General features: G+C 69.5%; 20 protein-coding genes and 1 riboswitch. All 20 genes read right to left on the bottom strand.

Annotated elements, in window-relative coordinates; genetic code table 11:
* Positions 1-10: 10 nt before the first annotated feature.
* The 20 genes from thiD to secY all read right to left on the bottom strand — a co-directional run bounded on the left by thiD (position 11) and on the right by secY (position 16,030).
* A complete protein-coding gene (thiD, locus tag B116_RS0112940) occupies positions 11-811 on the bottom strand; it encodes a bifunctional hydroxymethylpyrimidine kinase/phosphomethylpyrimidine kinase (protein ID WP_027660320.1) in 801 nt (266 codons plus the stop codon).
* Complete coding sequence (locus B116_RS0112935; protein ID WP_027660319.1) at positions 808-1,416, bottom strand: thiamine phosphate synthase; 609 nt, start codon at positions 1,414-1,416, stop codon at positions 808-810. Before B116_RS0112935 ends, thiD begins: the two co-directional genes overlap by 4 nt.
* Positions 1,413-2,192: a thiazole synthase gene (locus tag B116_RS0112930; RefSeq protein WP_018720655.1), complete on the bottom strand. Its 780-nt coding sequence runs from the start codon at positions 2,190-2,192 to the stop codon at positions 1,413-1,415. The genes B116_RS0112935 and B116_RS0112930 overlap by 4 nt, the downstream gene beginning before the upstream one ends.
* Entirely contained in the window at positions 2,189-2,389 is a 201-nt protein-coding gene (thiS, locus tag B116_RS0112925; RefSeq protein ID WP_018720656.1) for a sulfur carrier protein ThiS, read from the bottom strand. Before thiS ends, B116_RS0112930 begins: the two co-directional genes overlap by 4 nt.
* Positions 2,380-3,573, bottom strand: coding sequence for a glycine oxidase ThiO (gene thiO, locus B116_RS0112920; protein WP_027660318.1), 1,194 nt, complete (start codon positions 3,571-3,573; stop codon positions 2,380-2,382). The genes thiS and thiO overlap by 10 nt, the downstream gene beginning before the upstream one ends.
* On the bottom strand, positions 3,567-4,193 hold the full coding sequence (locus B116_RS0112915; RefSeq protein ID WP_026321422.1) for a thiamine phosphate synthase: 627 nt from the start codon (positions 4,191-4,193) through the stop codon (positions 3,567-3,569). The genes thiO and B116_RS0112915 overlap by 7 nt, the downstream gene beginning before the upstream one ends.
* Positions 4,188-4,297, bottom strand: a riboswitch (TPP riboswitch). Its footprint overlaps the gene before it by 6 nt.
* Positions 4,298-4,495: 198 nt before the next feature.
* The gene (locus tag B116_RS0112910; protein ID WP_027660317.1) at positions 4,496-5,464 is read right to left on the bottom strand and encodes an aldo/keto reductase; all 969 of its coding nucleotides are present in this window, start codon (positions 5,462-5,464) and stop codon (positions 4,496-4,498) included.
* A 16-nt stretch (positions 5,465-5,480) separates the two neighbouring features.
* Positions 5,481-7,160, bottom strand: coding sequence for an ATP-binding cassette domain-containing protein (locus B116_RS0112905; protein ID WP_027660316.1), 1,680 nt, complete (start codon positions 7,158-7,160; stop codon positions 5,481-5,483).
* 41 nt (positions 7,161-7,201) lie between these two features.
* Positions 7,202-7,807, bottom strand: a complete 606-nt coding sequence (locus B116_RS0112900; protein WP_027660315.1) for a class I SAM-dependent methyltransferase — start codon at positions 7,805-7,807, stop codon at positions 7,202-7,204.
* A 38-nt stretch (positions 7,808-7,845) separates the two neighbouring features.
* Positions 7,846-8,676 (bottom strand): tRNA pseudouridine(38-40) synthase TruA, encoded by an 831-nt coding sequence (gene truA, locus B116_RS0112895; protein WP_027660314.1) that lies wholly within the window; start codon positions 8,674-8,676, stop codon positions 7,846-7,848.
* A gap of 68 nt (positions 8,677-8,744) precedes the next feature.
* Positions 8,745-9,317 carry a 50S ribosomal protein L17 gene (gene rplQ, locus B116_RS0112890; protein ID WP_018720663.1) on the bottom strand — a complete coding sequence of 191 codons (573 nt, stop codon included), beginning with the start codon at positions 9,315-9,317 and terminating at the stop codon, positions 8,745-8,747.
* A 32-nt stretch (positions 9,318-9,349) separates the two neighbouring features.
* Positions 9,350-10,372 (bottom strand): DNA-directed RNA polymerase subunit alpha, encoded by a 1,023-nt coding sequence (locus B116_RS0112885; protein WP_018217041.1) that lies wholly within the window; start codon positions 10,370-10,372, stop codon positions 9,350-9,352.
* 96 nt (positions 10,373-10,468) lie between these two features.
* Positions 10,469-11,095 (bottom strand): 30S ribosomal protein S4, encoded by a 627-nt coding sequence (gene rpsD, locus B116_RS0112880; protein ID WP_018222594.1) that lies wholly within the window; start codon positions 11,093-11,095, stop codon positions 10,469-10,471.
* A 13-nt stretch (positions 11,096-11,108) separates the two neighbouring features.
* Positions 11,109-11,516 carry a 30S ribosomal protein S11 gene (rpsK, locus tag B116_RS0112875; RefSeq protein WP_007073011.1) on the bottom strand — a complete coding sequence of 136 codons (408 nt, stop codon included), beginning with the start codon at positions 11,514-11,516 and terminating at the stop codon, positions 11,109-11,111.
* Between the two features lie 18 nt (positions 11,517-11,534).
* Positions 11,535-11,915, bottom strand: a complete 381-nt coding sequence (gene rpsM / locus B116_RS0112870; RefSeq protein WP_018217043.1) for a 30S ribosomal protein S13 — start codon at positions 11,913-11,915, stop codon at positions 11,535-11,537.
* Positions 11,916-12,179: 264 nt separating this feature from the next.
* Positions 12,180-12,293 (bottom strand): 50S ribosomal protein L36, encoded by a 114-nt coding sequence (gene rpmJ, locus B116_RS0112865; RefSeq protein WP_012015104.1) that lies wholly within the window; start codon positions 12,291-12,293, stop codon positions 12,180-12,182.
* A gap of 92 nt (positions 12,294-12,385) precedes the next feature.
* A complete protein-coding gene (infA, locus tag B116_RS0112860; RefSeq protein ID WP_007073013.1) occupies positions 12,386-12,607 on the bottom strand; it encodes a translation initiation factor IF-1 in 222 nt (73 codons plus the stop codon).
* 517 nt (positions 12,608-13,124) lie between these two features.
* Complete coding sequence (gene map / locus B116_RS0112855) at positions 13,125-13,970, bottom strand: type I methionyl aminopeptidase (protein WP_027660313.1); 846 nt, start codon at positions 13,968-13,970, stop codon at positions 13,125-13,127.
* Between the two features lie 80 nt (positions 13,971-14,050).
* Positions 14,051-14,704 carry an adenylate kinase gene (locus B116_RS0112850; RefSeq protein WP_018720665.1) on the bottom strand — a complete coding sequence of 218 codons (654 nt, stop codon included), beginning with the start codon at positions 14,702-14,704 and terminating at the stop codon, positions 14,051-14,053.
* Positions 14,705-16,030: a preprotein translocase subunit SecY gene (secY, locus tag B116_RS0112845; RefSeq protein WP_018720666.1), complete on the bottom strand. Its 1,326-nt coding sequence runs from the start codon at positions 16,028-16,030 to the stop codon at positions 14,705-14,707.
* Positions 16,031-16,578 lie beyond the last annotated feature (548 nt).

The following is a 16,578-nucleotide window of genomic DNA, read 5'->3' as shown; positions in this document are numbered from 1 at the left end:
TCCCTGTAGGTCAGACGGACCAGCTGAAGTGATCAAGCGGTCCGGGCCCCGCGCCCAACTCCCAGTCCCGAGCGCCGATCAGCGCCCGGGTCACGTACTCTTTGGCCGCTGCGACCGCCACCGGCACCGCATCACCGAGGGCGAGCCGGACGGTGATGGCGGCCGAGAACGAGCACCCTGTCCCGTGGTTGTGCCGGGTCGGCACCCGGGCGGCGCGGAGCACGGTGGTGCCGCCCGCACCGTGGAGCACGTCCACCGCCGCTTCGTCCCCACCGGTGTCCCCATCGGTGTCCCCTCCGGTGACCACGACGTACTCCGGTCCACCGGCGGCGAGGGCCGTCGCGGCGGCGACCATCTCCTCGACCGTGTCCACCCGACCTCCGGTGAGGGCCGCGGCCTCCGCCCGGTTCGGCGTCGCCACCTGGGCAAACGGCAGCAACCGCTCCACCACCGCGACCGCGCCCAGCCGGTGCCCGCTGGTGGCCACCAGCACCGGATCAACGACGAGGTGCGGCAGTCGGCCCTCGCGCGCTGCGCCAGCGACCACGTCGGCGACCGCTGGGCTACCGAGCATTCCGGTCTTCACCGCCCGCACCGGGAAATCGCCGAGCACGCTCTCCAGTTGGTCGGTCACGGTCTGCGAGGGCAATGGCAGAACGGCGTCAACGCCGCGGGTGTTCTGCGCGGTGACGGCGGTGACAACGCTGGTGCCGTACGCCCCCAGCGCCGCGAAGACCTTCAGGTCGGCCTGGATGCCGGCACCTCCGCCGGAGTCCGAGCCAGCGATGGTGAGGACGGTACGGGGCGTCACCGCCTCTCTCCACTACCGACGGTGTCGAAAGCTCCCTGCAGGGTGGCCGCGGTCGCGCGCGGGTCCTCGGCCCGCATGATCGCACCCAGTACCGCCACCCCGGCCGCTCCCGCCGCCACACAGTCGCGTACCTGCCCGGCCGTCTCGATCCCGCCCAGCGCCACCACCGGGACCGGGCAGATCCCGATCAACGCTGCCAGTCCGGCCGGAAGTAACGGCGGGCCGTAGCCAGGCTTCGTCCGCGTCGGATAGACCGGGGAGACAAGGGCGTAGTCCTCGACCGTGAGTCGACCCAACTCCGCCTTGTCATGGCAGGAACGGCCGATCAGGCCAGGTTGCGGTGGCGGATACGGACCCGCCGCCGACAAGTGCACGGCACTGCCACCGAGCGGATCCGGACCGGCAACGACCAGGGTGCCACCGACCGGGGTGAGGACCCGGCGCAGTGCATCCGCGAGGGCGGCACGCTCGGCCCGCGGCAGATCCCGCTCCCGCAGCACCACCCAGCGCACGCCGCCGGCCACGGCGTCGGCGACGACCTCGACGAGCGGTCGCCGCGCGGCCCGGCGGTCGGTAAGCACCACCAGGCCGCTCGGCCCGGTCACAGCTCCGGCCGCCCGTCGTCGGGGGTGGAGGCGAGGGCGTGGAACCGACGCGGGATCCGGCCAGCCCCGTACGCGAGCCGGCCGGCATCGACCGCGTACCGCATCGCGGTCGCCATCGCCACCGGATCGGCGGCCCGGGTCACCGCACTGGCCAGCAGCACCGCGTCGCAGCCCAACTCCATGGCGAGCGCCGCATCGGAGGCGGTCCCGATCCCGGCATCCAAGATCACCGGCACCGGTACGCTCTGCCGGATGAGCCGGATGTGGTGTGGATTCGACACGCCGAGCCCCGATCCGATCGGCGCACCCGCCGGCATCACCGCCGCGCAGCCGACATCGGCGAGCCGACGCGCCAGAATCGGGTCGTCCGAGGTGTACGGCAGCACGGTGAACCCGTCGGCGACCAGTTCCTCCGCAGCCCGCAACAGCTCCACGCCGTCCGGCAACAGGGTGCGTTCGTCGCCGATCACCTCGAGCTTCACCCAGTCGGTCTCGAACGCCTCCCGAGCCAACTGGGCCACCTTCACCGCCTCACCCGCGGTGTAGCAGCCGGCGGTGTTGGGTAGCAGCCGGACCCCGCAGCGGTCGATCAGGTCCAGTAGGCCACCCGAGGGGGCCCCGGTGCTATCCACCCGGCGCAGCGCCACAGTGACCAGGTCGGTGCCGGAGGCCCGGATCGCCTCCTCCAAGACGGTGAGGTTGGCGGCCCCGCCGGTGCCGAGGACCAGGCGCGACGAGATCGGCACCCCACCCAGTTCGAAGGTCACCTCACTCACCCACCCTGCGCGGCGCTGAGCACCTCGACCCGGTCCCCATCGCGCAGCAGGGTGGCCGGCCAGCCACCACGCGGCACGACCTCGCCGTTGACGGCGACAGCCAGGCCACGCTCCTGGTCTGTCACTACCTGGACCAGGTCCGCGAGGGTCGTGCCGGCGGGCAGGCTCCGCCCGGCGCCGTTCACCATCAGTTCCACGACTTCTCCTGTGGGGTCGACCGGGTCACGGGGAAACCGCGCACCGGAGCGGGCAGTTCCGCCTCGACCGCGAGCGGACCGAGGCGCTCCGGGGCGAAGGGAGCGAGCAGCGGATCCGGCGTACCGGTGACGATCAGGTCGGCGATCAGATCGGCGGTGACCGGGGTGAGCACGATCCCGTGCCGGTGGTGCCCGGTCGCGGCGAGCACCGCCGGCCGCCCAGGTAGCGGACCGAGGATCGGCGCGTTGTCGGGGCTGCCCGGACGGAGCCCGGCAAGCGCCTCGACCAGCTCGTACTCGGCCACCTCGGGCACCAGATCGGTCGCGGCCCGGAGCAGCCGCAACACCGCACCGCTGGTCACCATGGTGTCGGTGCGCTCCTCCGAGGTCGCCCCGACCACAACCTCCCCGTCCGGCCGCGGGACGAGATAGACCTGCTCCCCGTCGGCGAAACCCCGGATCACATGCTGGAAGCCCGGTGCCTCGGGGGCGCGAAGCCGAAGCACCTGCCCCTTGACCGGGCGGACCGGCAACCCGGTCAGCGCGGCGGAGCCGCAGCCGGCCGCGACCACCGTGGTCCCCGCGGTCACCTCGGTCAACCGCTGAACCGGCGTCGGCACCAGCACTCCCCCGGCCCGCTCGGTGGCGATGCGCAATGCCGACATCAGCCGCCGCGGGTCCACCTGGTGGTCGGTACCGGCGTAGGCACCGCCCCGCAGCCGGGGTGACAGCGCCGGCTCCCGGTCTCGCAGCTCGGAGGGGCGCAGCGGAATGACTGGCAGCCCCAGCCCCTGCTGGTACGCCCAGAGCCGGCGGGCCACCGCGAGATCGTCGGCGGTGAGCCCGACCATCAGGGTGCCCTCGCTGCGGTAGCCGACGTCGGTGCCGGCAGCGGCGGCCAGCTCGGCGGCGAACGCCGGCCAGCGCGCCGCCGAATCGGTGAGCAGGCCGGTCAGCTCGTGCTCACCGAAGTACGCCTCGGCGACCGGCGCGAGCATCCCCGCGGCGGCGTACGCCGCACCCGAACCGGGATCCGGGTCGTGTACGACGACCCGCAGCCCGCGGGCCGCGCACCGCCAGGCGATGGCCAAGCCGATCGGCCCCGCCCCGATCACTGCGACGTCGGGACTGGACAGAGGATTTGGGTTGCTGTCCCTGGAGGTGTCGGGGAGTTCGCTCACCACGTCAGCGCCTCCATCAGTGCGGCGGTGGTCCGGGCGGGGTCGGCGGCCCGCGAGAGCGCGCCGATCACCGCCACTCCGTACGCGCCCGCTGCCCGCAGGGCGGGCACGTCCGCTGCGGTCACCGCCCCGATGGCGATCACCGGCACGCTGACCGCGGCGGCGACCGCTCCTACCCCCGCCACGCCGATCGCGGGCGGCAAACCCTCCTTTGAAGTGGTGGAGTGGACCGGTCCGACCCCGAGGTAGCTGGCCCCGGCGGCAACCGCCTCGACAGCGGTATCCGCGTCGCGAGCGGTGGCGCCGAGAACGGCGGCGGAGCCAAGCACCGTACGGGCCGCCCCGACCGGCAGGTCGTCGGCGCCCACGTGACCACCGGCGGCACCAACCGCCAGGGCCACGTGCAGCCGGTCGTTCACTAGGCAGGTCGCGCCGTACCGGGCGCAGAGCGCGATCACCCGACGGGCCAGGTCGTACGCCTGCCGGTCGGTCGCATCGTCGGCCACTCGGACCTGAACGACTAATTCGGTGCGGGCCACCGACAGGGCCGCCCGCACCACAGTGAGTGGATCTTGCCCAGAGCGGGCATCGGTAATCAGATGTAAGCGTCCAAGGGACAACACGGCAACTCTCCTCCCTGCGCCGGCACTACCCGGATCAGGTTCAACGGTCGGGGGCTCCCAGCCCCCCTCTCAGCCCGGTCTACCGGGCTCCCGTGGGTCACTTGCCTGCCACCGTACGGCAGTCGCCGTCAGGCTGCCAAGACGGCCCCAGGCGGGGCCATCTTGGCGAGAGTGTGGACCGGCCACCGTAGCCGGCGCCCCGGACACGGCTCGGCCTCCCACCGTCGAGACGGGGGGAGGCCGAGCTCACGAGTGTGGGGAGGCCGAGCTCACAACTTTGGGAGGGCCGAGTTCACGAGCTTCTAGCCGTCGAGCACCGCCCGCAGGGCCGCCACATCGTCGGCGTCGGGCACCCAGGCACCCGCCGACGCGTTGGCCCGAACCTGGTCGGGGGTGGTGGCACCGGCGATCACCGAGGCCACCGCGGGCTGGGCAGCGAGCCCACCGATGGCGACCTGAAGCAGGCTGAGCCCGCGCTCGGCCGCATAGGCCTCGAGCGCCTCGATGGTGTCCCAGTTGGCGGCGGCCAGCCGGGCCGCGTACCGGCCACCACCGGCGAGGCGACTGCCCGACGGCGCCGCCTCGCCCCGCTTGTACTTGCCGGTGAGCAGGCCGTTGGCGAGGGGGAAGAAGGGCAGCAGGCCCAGCCCGAACCGCTCACACGCCGGGATGACCTCGTGCTCGACACCCCGTTCGAGAAGGGAGTAGTGATTCTGCGCGGAGATGAACCGGGTCCGCCCGCGCGAGCTGGCGATCCAGTCCGCATCGGCGATCTGCCAGCCGTCGAAGTTGGAATTACCCAGGTAACGCACCTTGCCGGCGGTGACCAGATCGTCCAACGCGGCGAGCGTCTCGTCGATCGGGGTGCCGGGGTCCGGTTCATGCATCTGGTAAAGATCAATGTGGTCGGTCGCCAGCCGACGCAACGAGGCCTCCACTGCCCGCATGACGTAACGCCGGGCCCCACGGGCGCCGTGGTCCGGTCCGTTCCGGCCGTCCATGTCCATGCTGAACTTGGTGGCGACCACCACATCGTCCCGGCGCCCCTTGAGCACCTGGCCGAGAAGTTCCTCGGAGCTACCCGGCGGAGCACCGTAAATGTCGGCGGTGTCGAAGAAGTTGATCCCGGAATCGAGGGCGGCCTCCACCACCGCCCGGGTCCCGTCCAGGTCGACCCTGCGGCCAAAGTTGTTGCAGCCGATGCCGACTGCGGACACCACGAGCCCGGAGTCGCCCAACCGGCGATACGTCATCTCAGTCACGAAATCCACCCTATGCCGCCCACGCTCAGGCCACATCCCAGACGGGCTCGGCGACCTCCACCACCTCGCCGTCCCCTTGGAACAGTAGGAACCGATCGAACGAACGGGTGAACCATCGATCATGGGTCACCGCCACCACCGTCCCCGCGAACGCGGCCAGCCCCGCTTCGAGCGCCTCCGCAGAGGCCAGGTCCAGGTTGTCCGTCGGCTCGTCGAGCAGCAGCAGGGTCGTCCCGGACAACTCCAGCAGCAGCACCAGGAAACGGGCCTGCTGGCCGCCGGAGAGGGTGCCGAACCGCTGGTCTCCCTGCCCGGCCAACTCGTACCGGGACAGCGCGGCCATCGCCGCGTGCCGGTCCATGCCGGTGCGGTGTTCATCGCCCCGCCAGAGGATGTCGACCAGCGTCCGCTCCATCAGCTCCGGCCGGTCGTGGGTCTGGGAGAAGTGGCCGGGCCGGACCCGGGCACCGAGGCGAGCCATCCCGTCGTGCCCGACGGGCGCGAGTCCCGCACCGCCGTCAACCGGCTGATTCACCGGATCCGGGTCGGTTCCGCCCCGGGCGATCAGGCGGAGGAAGTGCGACTTCCCGGTCCCGTTGGCACCGAGCACGGCGAGCCGGTCGCCGTACCAGAGCTCCAGGTCAAAGGGGTAGGTCAGACCGTCGAGCTCCAACTGCTCGCAGATCAGGGCACGCTTGCCGGTCCGGCCGCCGGCCAGCCGCATCCGGATGTCCTGCTCCTTCGGGGGTACGGGCGGCGGCCCGGCCTCCTCGAACTTCCGCAACCGGGTCTGAGCGGCCTGGTAGCGGGAGGCCATACCGGAGTTGTACGCGGCCTTCTGCTTGTACATCAGCATCAGTTCCCGCAGCTTCTGGTGTTCCTCGTCCCACCGCCGACGCTGCTCGTCGAGGCGGTCATGCCGGGCGACCCGGGCCTCGTGCCAGCTGGCGAAGCCGCCCGGGTGCACCCACGCGCCACCACCCTCGACGGCCACCACCCGGTCCGCGGTGCGGGCCAGCAACTCCCGGTCGTGCGAGACGTACAGCACCGACTTGCCGGATTCCCGCAGCCGCGCCTCCAACCACCGCTTCCCGGGCACGTCGAGGAAGTTGTCCGGCTCATCGAGCAGAAGCACCTCTTCCGGACCACGCAGGAGTAGCTCCAGGGCGAAACGCTTCTGCTGGCCGCCGGAGAGCGTCCGGACCGGGCGGTGCCGCGCCGTGTCCCACGGCAGGTCGAGCACGATCGTGGTGACGGTGTCGAAGAGCACCTCCGCGTCGTACCCGCCCGCCTCTCCCCAGGCGGCGAGCGCCTCCGCGTACGCGAGCTGGGCCTTACCGGCGGCCGTGCTGTATTTGCCACGCACCTCGGCCGCCCGCATCGCGGACTCGGTCCCGGCGACCCGGCGGCCCGCCTCGCGCAGCCGGGACGGGGCGAGGGAGAGAGCCAAGTCAGCGAGGGTTGACTCATCGCCGATCATCCCGATGAACTGACGCATCACGCCCAGTCCGCCGGCCCGGGCGATCGTGCCGCGCTGCACCGGCAGGTCGCCGGCGACCATCCGCAGCAACGTCGTCTTGCCCGCGCCGTTCGGCCCGACCAAAGCGATCTTGGCGCCATCAGCGACCCGGAACGATACATCGGCGAAGAGCTGTCGCCCATCAGGCAACCAGTGCCCAACGGCTGCCACGTCCACGTAACCCACGAAGGCATCCTGCCCGGCCAACCCGGCCGGGCCAACCCGTTTTACCGGGTCACCCGCAATACCCGGTAGCCCTTCTGGCTCGCCGGCCGCGCCACCTGCCAGCCTCGCTCGGAGAGCCATCGATGTAACGAGTCACCACCGAGATGGCGGGCGACAACCAGCCAGGCCACCCCGCCCGGCGCCAGCCGAGGCAGCCAGCGCAGCAGGAGCTGGTGCAGCTCGTTCTTGCCGATCCGGATCGGCGGATTCGACCAGATCTGAGCAAAAGTCACCGCTGCTGGCACCGCGTCCGGCGGGGCGACCCGGACCCGATCCGCCGCCCCGACCCGCGCGGCGTTGGCTGTGGTCAGCTCCCGAGCCCGCTCGTTGACATCGACGGCCCAGACGGTGGCCGACGGCACCGAGGTGGCGAGCACACAGGTGATCGGCCCAAAGCCGCAGCCGAGGTCGAGCAGGTGACCGGTGCTCTCCGGCGCCGGTAGCTCGGCCTTGCGCAGCAGCACCGCCGTCCCCGGGTCGAGGCGCCCGGCGGAGAAGACACCACCGGCGGAGGCCAGGGTGTAGTCGCGTCCGCCCGCGGAGAACTCCACGTCCCGAGGTCGGGCGGCAGTCGCCGGTTCAACGGTGAAGTAGTGGTCGCCGGTCACACCGTCAATTCTCGCACCGGCCCCGCCCGCGCCCCACCTCAGGCCGGCGGCGGCACCCGCAACCGGCGGGTCCGGTCCGCCCGGCGGGCATACTCGGCCGGATCGTCCGGGTAGCCCACCTCGACCAGGGTCAAGCCGTGTGCCGGGGCGACATTCACCTCGCTGGCGCGCTCCCGACGGGCGAGCAGGCCGGCCGGCCAGTCAGCGGGGCGGCGGCCATCCCCGACGGCCAACATCGCGCCGACCAGACTGCGCACCATCGCCTGGCAGAAGGCGTCGGCCTGCACGGTCGCCACGAGAATCCCGTCCGGAGCACGCCGCCAGTCCAGCCGGGTCACCTCCCGCAGCGTCGTCGCGTTCTCCTTACGCCGGCAGTACGCGGCGAAGTCATGCTCCCCCACCAGCCCACCGGCGGCCAGGTTCAGCGCGGCCAAGTCGAGCCGGCTCGGCCAGGCCAGGATGTCATGCCGCCGCAACGGCTCAGCGCCCCAGGGCGCGTCCGTGACTTGGTACTCGTACCGCCGGAAGGTCGCCGAGAAGCGGGCGTCGAAGTCATCCGACGTCCCCGTCATCGCCCGTACCCGCACGTCGACGGGGAGCACCCGGGCCAGCCGTCGCAGCAAGGTGCTTTCGTGCCGCTGCCACACCTCGGTCAGCAGGTCGACATGGCAGACCTGTCCGGTGGCGTGCACACCGGCGTCGGTCCGGCCGGCGACGGTAAGCCCGGTCGCCGCGCCGACACCGAGCACCAGGTCAAGCGCTGCGACGAGCGCACCGGCGACCGTACGCCGCTGCGGCTGGACCGCCCAGCCGGAGAAGTCGGTGCCGTCGTACGAGACATCCAGCCGTACCCGGGTGCGCTCCTGCACTCGTGTCCCCTTCCGCACGTCGGGCCCGACACCCAGGTGGGTGTCGGGCCCGACGGGAGCCTGACCGATCAGGCCTTGTTCTGCTCGTTGTTCTCTTCGACGGCGAGGTCGCTGTCCGCGCGGGCCGCAGCGGTGTCGCCCGAGACCGAGACGGGAGCCTCGGCGTCCTGGTCGCCGCTGGTCGGCGCCGGGGTCTCGTCAGCCGGGGCGAGCGCCTCGACCTTCTCCTGCTGCGCGGCCTTGCGGCCGGCGGTCTTCTTGTTCGCCTTCGGCTCCGCGACCGCCAGCTCCTCGACCAGCTCGATGATCGCCATCGGGGCGGCGTCACCCTTACGCGGACCGGTCTTCACGATCCGGGTGTAGCCACCGTTGCGGTTGGCGTACCGGGGCGCGATCTGGTCGAACAGGGTGTAGACCACGTCCTTGTCCTTGACGACCGCGAGCACCCGACGCCGGGCGGCCAGGTCACCGCGCTTCGCCTTGGTGATCAGCTGCTCCGCGAGCGGGCGCAGCCGCCGGGCCTTGGTCTCGGTGGTCTGAATCTTGCCGTGCTGGAACAGCGACATGGCCAGGTTGGCCAGCATCAACCGCTCGTGCGCCGGGCTGCCGCCGAGGCGGGCACCCTTAGTGGGCGTGGGCATTCTCGGTGCTCCTCGTCAATCCTCAGCCGCGCTTACAGCTGCTCAGTCTCGCGGTAGTCCTCGGTGTCGTAGTCGGCCTCACCGAAGGCGTCCACGACGTTCGCCGGGTCAAAGTTCGGGGCCGAGTCCTTCAGCCCCAAGCCCATCCCAGCGAGCTTCATCTTGACCTCGTCGATCGACTTCTGGCCGAAGTTACGGATGTCGAGGAGGTCAGCCTCGGTACGCCCAATGAGCTCACCAACGGTGTTGATGCCCTCGCGCTTGAGGCAGTTGTAGGAGCGGACGGTGAGGTCCAGCTCCTCGATCGGCAGCGCCAGATCCGCTGCCAGCTGGGCGTCCTGCGGGGACGGCCCGATGTCGATGCCCTCCGCGGTCTCGTCCAGCTCCCGGGCCAGGCCGAAGAGCTCGACCAGCGTGGAACCGGCCGAGGCCAGGGCCGTGCGGGGCCCCATCGACGGCTTGGACTCGACGTCGATGATCAGGCGATCGAAGTCGGTCCGCTGCTCGACCCGGGTCGCCTCGACCCGGTAGGTCACCCGGAGCACCGGCGAGTAGATCGAGTCGACCGGGATCCGGCCGATCTCGGCACCCGCCTGCTTGTTCTGCGCCGCGGTGACGTAGCCACGACCCCGCTCGACGGTCAGCTCCATGTCGAGCCGGCCCTTGCCGTTGAGGGTGGCGAGCTTCAGGTCCGGGTTGTGCACCGAGACGCCAGCCGGGGGCTGGATGTCACCCGCGGTCACGTCACCCGGGCCCTGCTTACGCAGGTACATGCTGACCGGCTCGTCATGCTCGGAGCTGACGCAGAGCTCCTTGATGTTCATGACGAGCTCGACCACATCCTCCTTGACCCCGGGGATCGTGGTGAACTCGTGCAGCACACCATCGATCTTGATCGAGGTCACCGCCGCACCGGGAATGGACGACAACAGCGTCCGGCGCAGCGAGTTGCCCAGGGTGTAGCCGAAGCCGGGCTCCAGCGGCTCAATGGTGAACCGGGACCGGGTCTCGTTGATCGACTCCTCGGAGAGAGAGGGTCGCTGGGAGATGAGCATCTCTTCTCTTTTCTTCCGGGGCGCCCGCCATATGACGCCCACGACACACCGTTGTGGTGGTCCGCCCCGGGAAGGGGCGGACCACCACCCGAGCTACTACTTGGAGTAGAGCTCGACGATCAGCTGCTCCTGGACCTGGGTGTCGATCACCTGGCGGCTCGGGAGCGAGTGCACGAGCACCTTCATCTGGCTCGGAATGGCCTCCAGCCACGCCGGCACGCTCTTGGAGCCGGCCTCGGCCTGCGCCACCAGGAACGGGGTGAGCTCCTTGCTCTTGCCCCGGACCTCGATGATGTCGTGCTCCTTGACGCGGTACGACGGAATGTCGACCTTCTTGCCGTTCACCGTGAAGTGACCGTGCTTGACCAGCTGCCGGGCCATGTCCCGGGACTTGGCGTAGCCGGCCCGGTAGACCACGTTGTCCAGCCGCGACTCGAGGATCTGCAGGAGGACCTCACCGGTCTTGGCCTGCTTCGCCACGGCCTCGTCGTAGTAACCGCGGAACTGCTTCTCCAGCACGCCGTAAACCCGGCGGGCCTTCTGCTTCTCGCGGTGCTGGAGCAGGTACTCCGTCTCCTTCGTGCGGCCACGACCGTGCTGTCCGGGCGGGAACGGCCGGGACTCGAACGGGCACTTCGGGCCATCGCACTTGCTGCCCTTGAGGAACAGCTTCATCTTCTCCCGCCGGCAACGGCGGCAGTCAGCACCGGTGTAACGAGCCATCTCTTCCTACCTCTCAGACCCGGCGACGCTTCGGCGGACGGCACCCGTTGTGCGGCTGCGGGGTCACGTCGGAGATCTGACCGACCTCCAGGCCGACGGCCTGCAGCGAACGGATGGCGGTCTCCCGGCCGGAGCCGGGGCCCTTGACGAACACGTCGACCTTGCGCATGCCGTGCTCCATCGCGCGACGCGCGGCGGCCTCGGCGGCCAGCTGCGCGGCGAACGGAGTCGACTTGCGCGAGCCCTTGAAGCCAACCTGGCCGGCGGAGGCCCAGGAGATGACCGCACCGGTCGGGTCCGTGATGGACACGATGGTGTTGTTGAAGGTGCTCTTGATGTGCGCCTGGCCGTGGGCGACGTTCTTGCGTTCCTTGCGCCGGACCTTCTTGACGGCGGCTCCGGCACGAGCCTTCGGTGGCATAAGTCTTCTGCGCTCCTATTACTTCCTGCCGGGCTTCTTCTTGCCGGCGACGGTCCGCTTCGGGCCCTTGCGGCTGCGGGCGTTGGTCCGCGTCCGCTGACCACGAACCGGTAGGCCCCGGCGGTGCCGGATACCGGCGTAGCAGCCGATCTCAACCTTGCGACGGATGTCCGCGGCGACCTCGCGGCGCAGGTCACCCTCGACCTTGTAGTTGCCCTCAATGTGGTCGCGGAGCTGCACGAGCTCCTCGTCCGTGAGGTCCCGGGCGCGCTTGTCCGGCGAGATGCCGGTGGCGGCGAGCGTCTCCAGGGCGCGGGTGCGACCCACGCCGAAGATGTAGGTAAGCGCGATCTCCAACCGCTTCTCGCGGGGGAGATCCACGCCGACTAGCCGTGCCATGTGCGGGCGTACTCCTCGTGGTTTCTGGCGGAGGTGTGGTCCCGTCCCATCCCGCTACCGACCATCCGTTCTCCGACGCCGAAACCGACGCCGGCGACCGGTTCGGTCGCTGCCCGAGCGGGCCCCGGCCTCCGACCGGGGGTTAACCACGACGAGGTACGCGCTGCGCACTCCTGCGGCTGGAACGAGCATGTGCTGTGTTGTAACGGAGTCTGCGGCCGGGGCCGGTGTCGACCGGTCGCGGTGTAACGACCGGCCGAACAGTCAGCCCTGACGCTGCTTATGGCGCGGGTCGGCGCAGATGACCATGACCCGGCCGTGCCGGCGGATCACCCGGCACTTGTTGCAGATCCGCTTGACGCTCGGCTTGACCTTCACGGTTGCCTTACTTCCGATCTGGCCCGGCGACGCGACGAACGCGGCTCCGGGCGACGAAGACGGACACGGGATTCACCCGGCCGCCGTCAGGCTTACTTGTAGCGGTAGACGATGCGCCCTCGGGTCAGGTCGTACGGCGAAAGTTCGACGACGACCCGGTCCTCCGGCAGGATACGGATGTAGTGCTGCCGCATCTTGCCGCTGATGTGAGCCAGCACCTTGTGCCCGTTCGCAAGCTCCACCCGGAACATGGCATTCGGCAGGGGCTCGATGACCCGGCCCTCGATCTCGATGGCTCCGTCTTTTTTCGGCATGTCCTCCGCTGTCCTGACGTCGGTTGCTCCGGACGGCCCACAACGTCTTTCACGGGATGACTGATCGAAATCAGGTAACCCGCGCCAGCCGCGGCTCCAGCACCCGCCGAAGCGCGGGCGGGCATGCCGGAGTGGACGCTGTGCGCCGATCAGAAAGTGTACGCCGGCCCGCACGCCGTCGCCAAACCGACTACCCGACCCGGCAGTTGACCTCACCGAACCGGGCGATCGGGCAGTCATCACCCGGCCCCGTCCGGGTCCTGGGGACCGGGCCAGGGCACCACGTCAACACCCGCTCGGCGACCGGGGCCGTCACCAGCTGGGGGGGGTGCCACCAGCCAAGGGCATCACCGGCGGGGCCACCAGCCGGAGCCGGAGAAGTGGTCATCAGCCGCAGCCGGGGTGGGCGTCCGGCCCACCCGGGCGGTCGCCGGCAGCGCCCTCCGCGACGCCGAGCACCGTCCGTCCGCAGTTCGGCCAGCAGGCCGATGCTCCCCGGCCGGTCTCGAACCTCTGGTCAGCCGGTAACCGCTGATTGCCGGGCGGTTACCAGGTCACCGAGGCGTTCCCGCCCTCCGTCAACCGCGGTGAGCACCCACACCCCGTCCGGCAGCAGCGCCATGCTGTGCTCCACGTGCACCGCCCGGGAGCCGTCCCGCGTCACCACCGTCCAGCCATCGGCCAGCTCAGCCGTCCGCGGCGAACCCAGCGTGATCATCGGTTCGATGGCCAGCGCCATCCCCGTCGCCAACCGAGGGCCCCTACCCGGGCGGCCGTGATTGAGCACGTGCGGATCCTGGTGCATCTCGGTGCCGATACCGTGGCCGCCGTACCCGTCAACGATGCCGTACCGCCCGCCCTTACGGACCGCCGTCTCGACGGCGTGGGAGATGTCGGTGAGCCGTCCCTTGCCACTGGCAGCGCCACGGGCGGCCGCGGCGATGCCGGCCCACATCGCGTCCTCGGCGACCGCGGCCATCTTCAGCAACGCTGGCTCCACGTCGCCCACCGCGACAGTGATGGCCGCATCCCCGTGCCAACCGTCCAGCACCGCACCGCAGTCCAGGGAGATGATGTCTCCGTCGCGGAGCACCTGAGTGGGGGCCGGGATGCCGTGCACGACCTGCTCGTTGACGGAAGCGCAGATCGAGGCGGGAAAGCCGTGGTAGCCCTTGAAGGACGGGCTCGCCCCCGCCGCCCGAATCGTCGACTCGGCGATCTCGTCCAACTCCGCGGTACTGACGCCGGGAGCCACCGCCTCCCGCATCCGGCGCAACGCCTCCGCTACCACCAATCCGGCGGCGCGCATCTTCTCGATCTGGTCAGGGGTCTTCAGCTGGATGTCCAGCTGGGGACGACGCATCGAGGTGAACCTTTCTTACCGAAGAGCGGGGCACGCCGCCACGAAACCCGCTACGGGGTCTCTGTCCGCGGTGCTGAAGCTCAGCCGCTGTAGGACCGCAGAGCGTCGATTGCGCGAACGGTGACATCCTCCACCGGGCCAGTGGCGTCGATGCCCACCAGTTTGCTCTGGGCACCGTAGAAGTCCACTAGCGGCGCAGTCTTGTCCGCGTACTCCCGCAACCGGGTGGCGATGGTCTCCGGCTTGTCGTCGTCGCGCTGGAACAACTCGGCACCACACCGGTCACAGCGCCCCTCCTGGCTGGGGGCGTCGAACTCGACGTGCCAGACCTTGCCACAGCCCCGGCAGGTACGCCGGCCGGAGAGCCGCCGAACGACTTCGTCGTCGTCGACTACCAGCTCCAGCACCAGGTCCAGCGCGGTGCCCAGGTCAACGAGGAGCTTGTCCAGCGCGGCCGCCTGTGGGGTGGTCCGCGGAAAGCCGTCGAGGAGGAATCCCGCACCGGCGTCCGGTTCGGCGAGCCGGTCCCGGACCATGTTGATGGTCACCTCGTCCGGCACCAACTCGCCGGCATCCATGTACCGCTTGGCCTCAACCCCGAGGGGCGTGCCCTGCGAAACGTTGGACCGGAAGATGTCCCCGGTGGAGATCTTCGGCACCGCGAGGTGCGCAGCGACGAACTCCGCCTGCGTGCCCTTACCCGCACCCGGCGGGCCAACCAGAACGAGTCTCATCTACCGCAGGAACCCTTCGTAGTTCCGCTGCATCAGTTGGCTCTCGATCTGCTTGGTGGTCTCAAGACCGACACCAACCATGATCAGCACTGCGGTACCGCCGAACGGGAAGTTCAGGTACTGCTGGCGGTCGAGCCAGATGAAGAAGAAGTTCGGCAGGATCGAGACGACGGCCAGGTAGAGCGCGCCCGGCAGGGTGATCCGGCTGAGGATGAAGTCGAGGTAGTCGGCGGTCGGCTTGCCCGGACGGATACCCGGGACGAAACCACCGTACTTCTTCATGTTGTCCGCGACCTCGGTCGGGTTGAAGGTGATCGAGACGTAGAAGTATGTGAAGAAGATGATCAGCAGGAAGTAGACCACGATGTAGATCGGGCTGGTCGGATCGACCAGGTTGTCCCGGATCCACACCTGGGTCCGACCCGGGTCGGTCTGATCGAAGAACTGCAGCGCCAGCTGCGGCAGGTAGAGCAGCGAAGATCCGAAGATGACCGGGATGACACCCGCCTGGTTCACCTTCAGCGGAATGTAGGTGGACGTGCCGCCGTACATCCGCCGGCCGATCATCCGCTTGGCGTACTGCACCGGGATCCGGCGCTGCGACTGCTCGATGAAGGTGACCGCGGTGATGATGAGCAACACCAGGGCGATGACGAGCAGGAACTTGGCCCAACCCTGGCTCTCCTTGATCGTCCAACCCTCGGCAGGGAGCCGGGCCGCGATCGAGGTGAAGATCAGCACGGACATGCCGTTACCGACACCCCGGTCGGTGATCAGCTCGCCGAGCCACATCACCACGCCGGTGCCCGCGGTCATCGTCATGACCAGGATGCTCAGGGTCAGCCAGTCCGGGATACCAGTCCCTTCCGGGATGATCGGGAACTGGTCGCACTGGTTGTTGAAGAGCTGCCCGGAGCGGGCCAGCGCCACGAAGGCCGACGCCTGCAGGACACCGAGCCCGAGGGTCAGGTAGCGGGTGTACTGCGTGATCTTCGCTTGGCCGGCCTGACCCTCCTTACGGAGCTGCTCCAGCCGGGGGATCACCACAGTCAACAGCTGCAGGATGATCGACGCGGTGATGTAGGGCATGATGCCCAGCGCGAAGACCGAGAGCTGCAGCAACGCCCCGCCGGAGAAGAGGTTGAGCAGGTTCAGTACGCCGGTGCTGCCTTGGGTCGCATCGATGCACTTCTGCACATTGGTATACGACACGCCGGGGCTGGGCAGCGCAGCGCCGAGGCGGTAGATCGCAATGATGCCGATCGTGAACAGCAGCTTCTTGCGCAGGTCAGGCGTACGGAACGCACTGAGAAAGGCAGACAGCAAGTTCTTCCTCCTGCGCGAAGGCCGCGTGGCCATTCGCCAACACGGGCACCATCAGACTGGCGACCTAGACGACGCCGAGGTCACACCTTAACAGGCTTGCCCAACACCACACCACTGGGTGCCGACATGTCTCGTTCCGCCCGGCGACATACGAAGCGGACAGACGAGGGACCGAACCTCCACGGCCGCCCACATCGGGGCCCGGAGCAACCTACGTGCGCATCAGGCTACAAGAGAGCGACGCACCAAATTATCAAGTCTATAAGTTTCTATTGACCCGGCACCACCCGTACGCTAGCGTGCAGAATTGTTAGCAACAATAGCGAACAGTAGCAAGGACCCTCGCAGTCCCGGTCTCGGCCCGCTCCCCGGCCCCACTCTCGACTCAGTCTCGACTGGGCCGGCCTCGAAAACAGCCACCACGCTGGCGCCTGCCGCGGCCACATCCAGACCTCGCCTACCCATCCGCCATCGCCGGATGAGATCTACATCAGGCACTCCACGCACGCGCGAAGGCGGCGTCGCCGACCATTTACCGCATCCGGATT

The organism is Salinispora fenicalii (assembly GCF_000514815.1).
Classification (GTDB): Bacteria; Actinomycetota; Actinomycetes; order Mycobacteriales; family Micromonosporaceae; genus Micromonospora; species Micromonospora fenicalii.
Note: the sequence above shows the minus strand (reverse complement) of the source record. Positions and strands in the feature narration are given on the sequence as shown.

Excerpts from the sequence above, each read along its gene's own strand:
- B116_RS0112885 (WP_018217041.1), bottom strand. The coding sequence starts at position 10,372 with ATGCTCATCTCCCAGCGACCCTCTCTCTCCGAGGAGTCGATCAACGAG.
- map (WP_027660313.1), bottom strand. The coding sequence starts at position 13,970 with ATGCGTCGTCCCCAGCTGGACATCCAGCTGAAGACCCCTGACCAGATC.
- infA (WP_007073013.1), bottom strand. The coding sequence starts at position 12,607 with ATGCCGAAAAAAGACGGAGCCATCGAGATCGAGGGCCGGGTCATCGAG.
- rplQ (WP_018720663.1), bottom strand. The coding sequence starts at position 9,317 with ATGCCCACGCCCACTAAGGGTGCCCGCCTCGGCGGCAGCCCGGCGCAC.
- B116_RS0112850 (WP_018720665.1), bottom strand. The coding sequence starts at position 14,704 with ATGAGACTCGTTCTGGTTGGCCCGCCGGGTGCGGGTAAGGGCACGCAG.
- rpsK (WP_007073011.1), bottom strand. The coding sequence starts at position 11,516 with ATGCCACCGAAGGCTCGTGCCGGAGCCGCCGTCAAGAAGGTCCGGCGC.
- rpsM (WP_018217043.1), bottom strand. The coding sequence starts at position 11,915 with ATGGCACGGCTAGTCGGCGTGGATCTCCCCCGCGAGAAGCGGTTGGAG.
- rpsD (WP_018222594.1), bottom strand. The coding sequence starts at position 11,095 with ATGGCTCGTTACACCGGTGCTGACTGCCGCCGTTGCCGGCGGGAGAAG.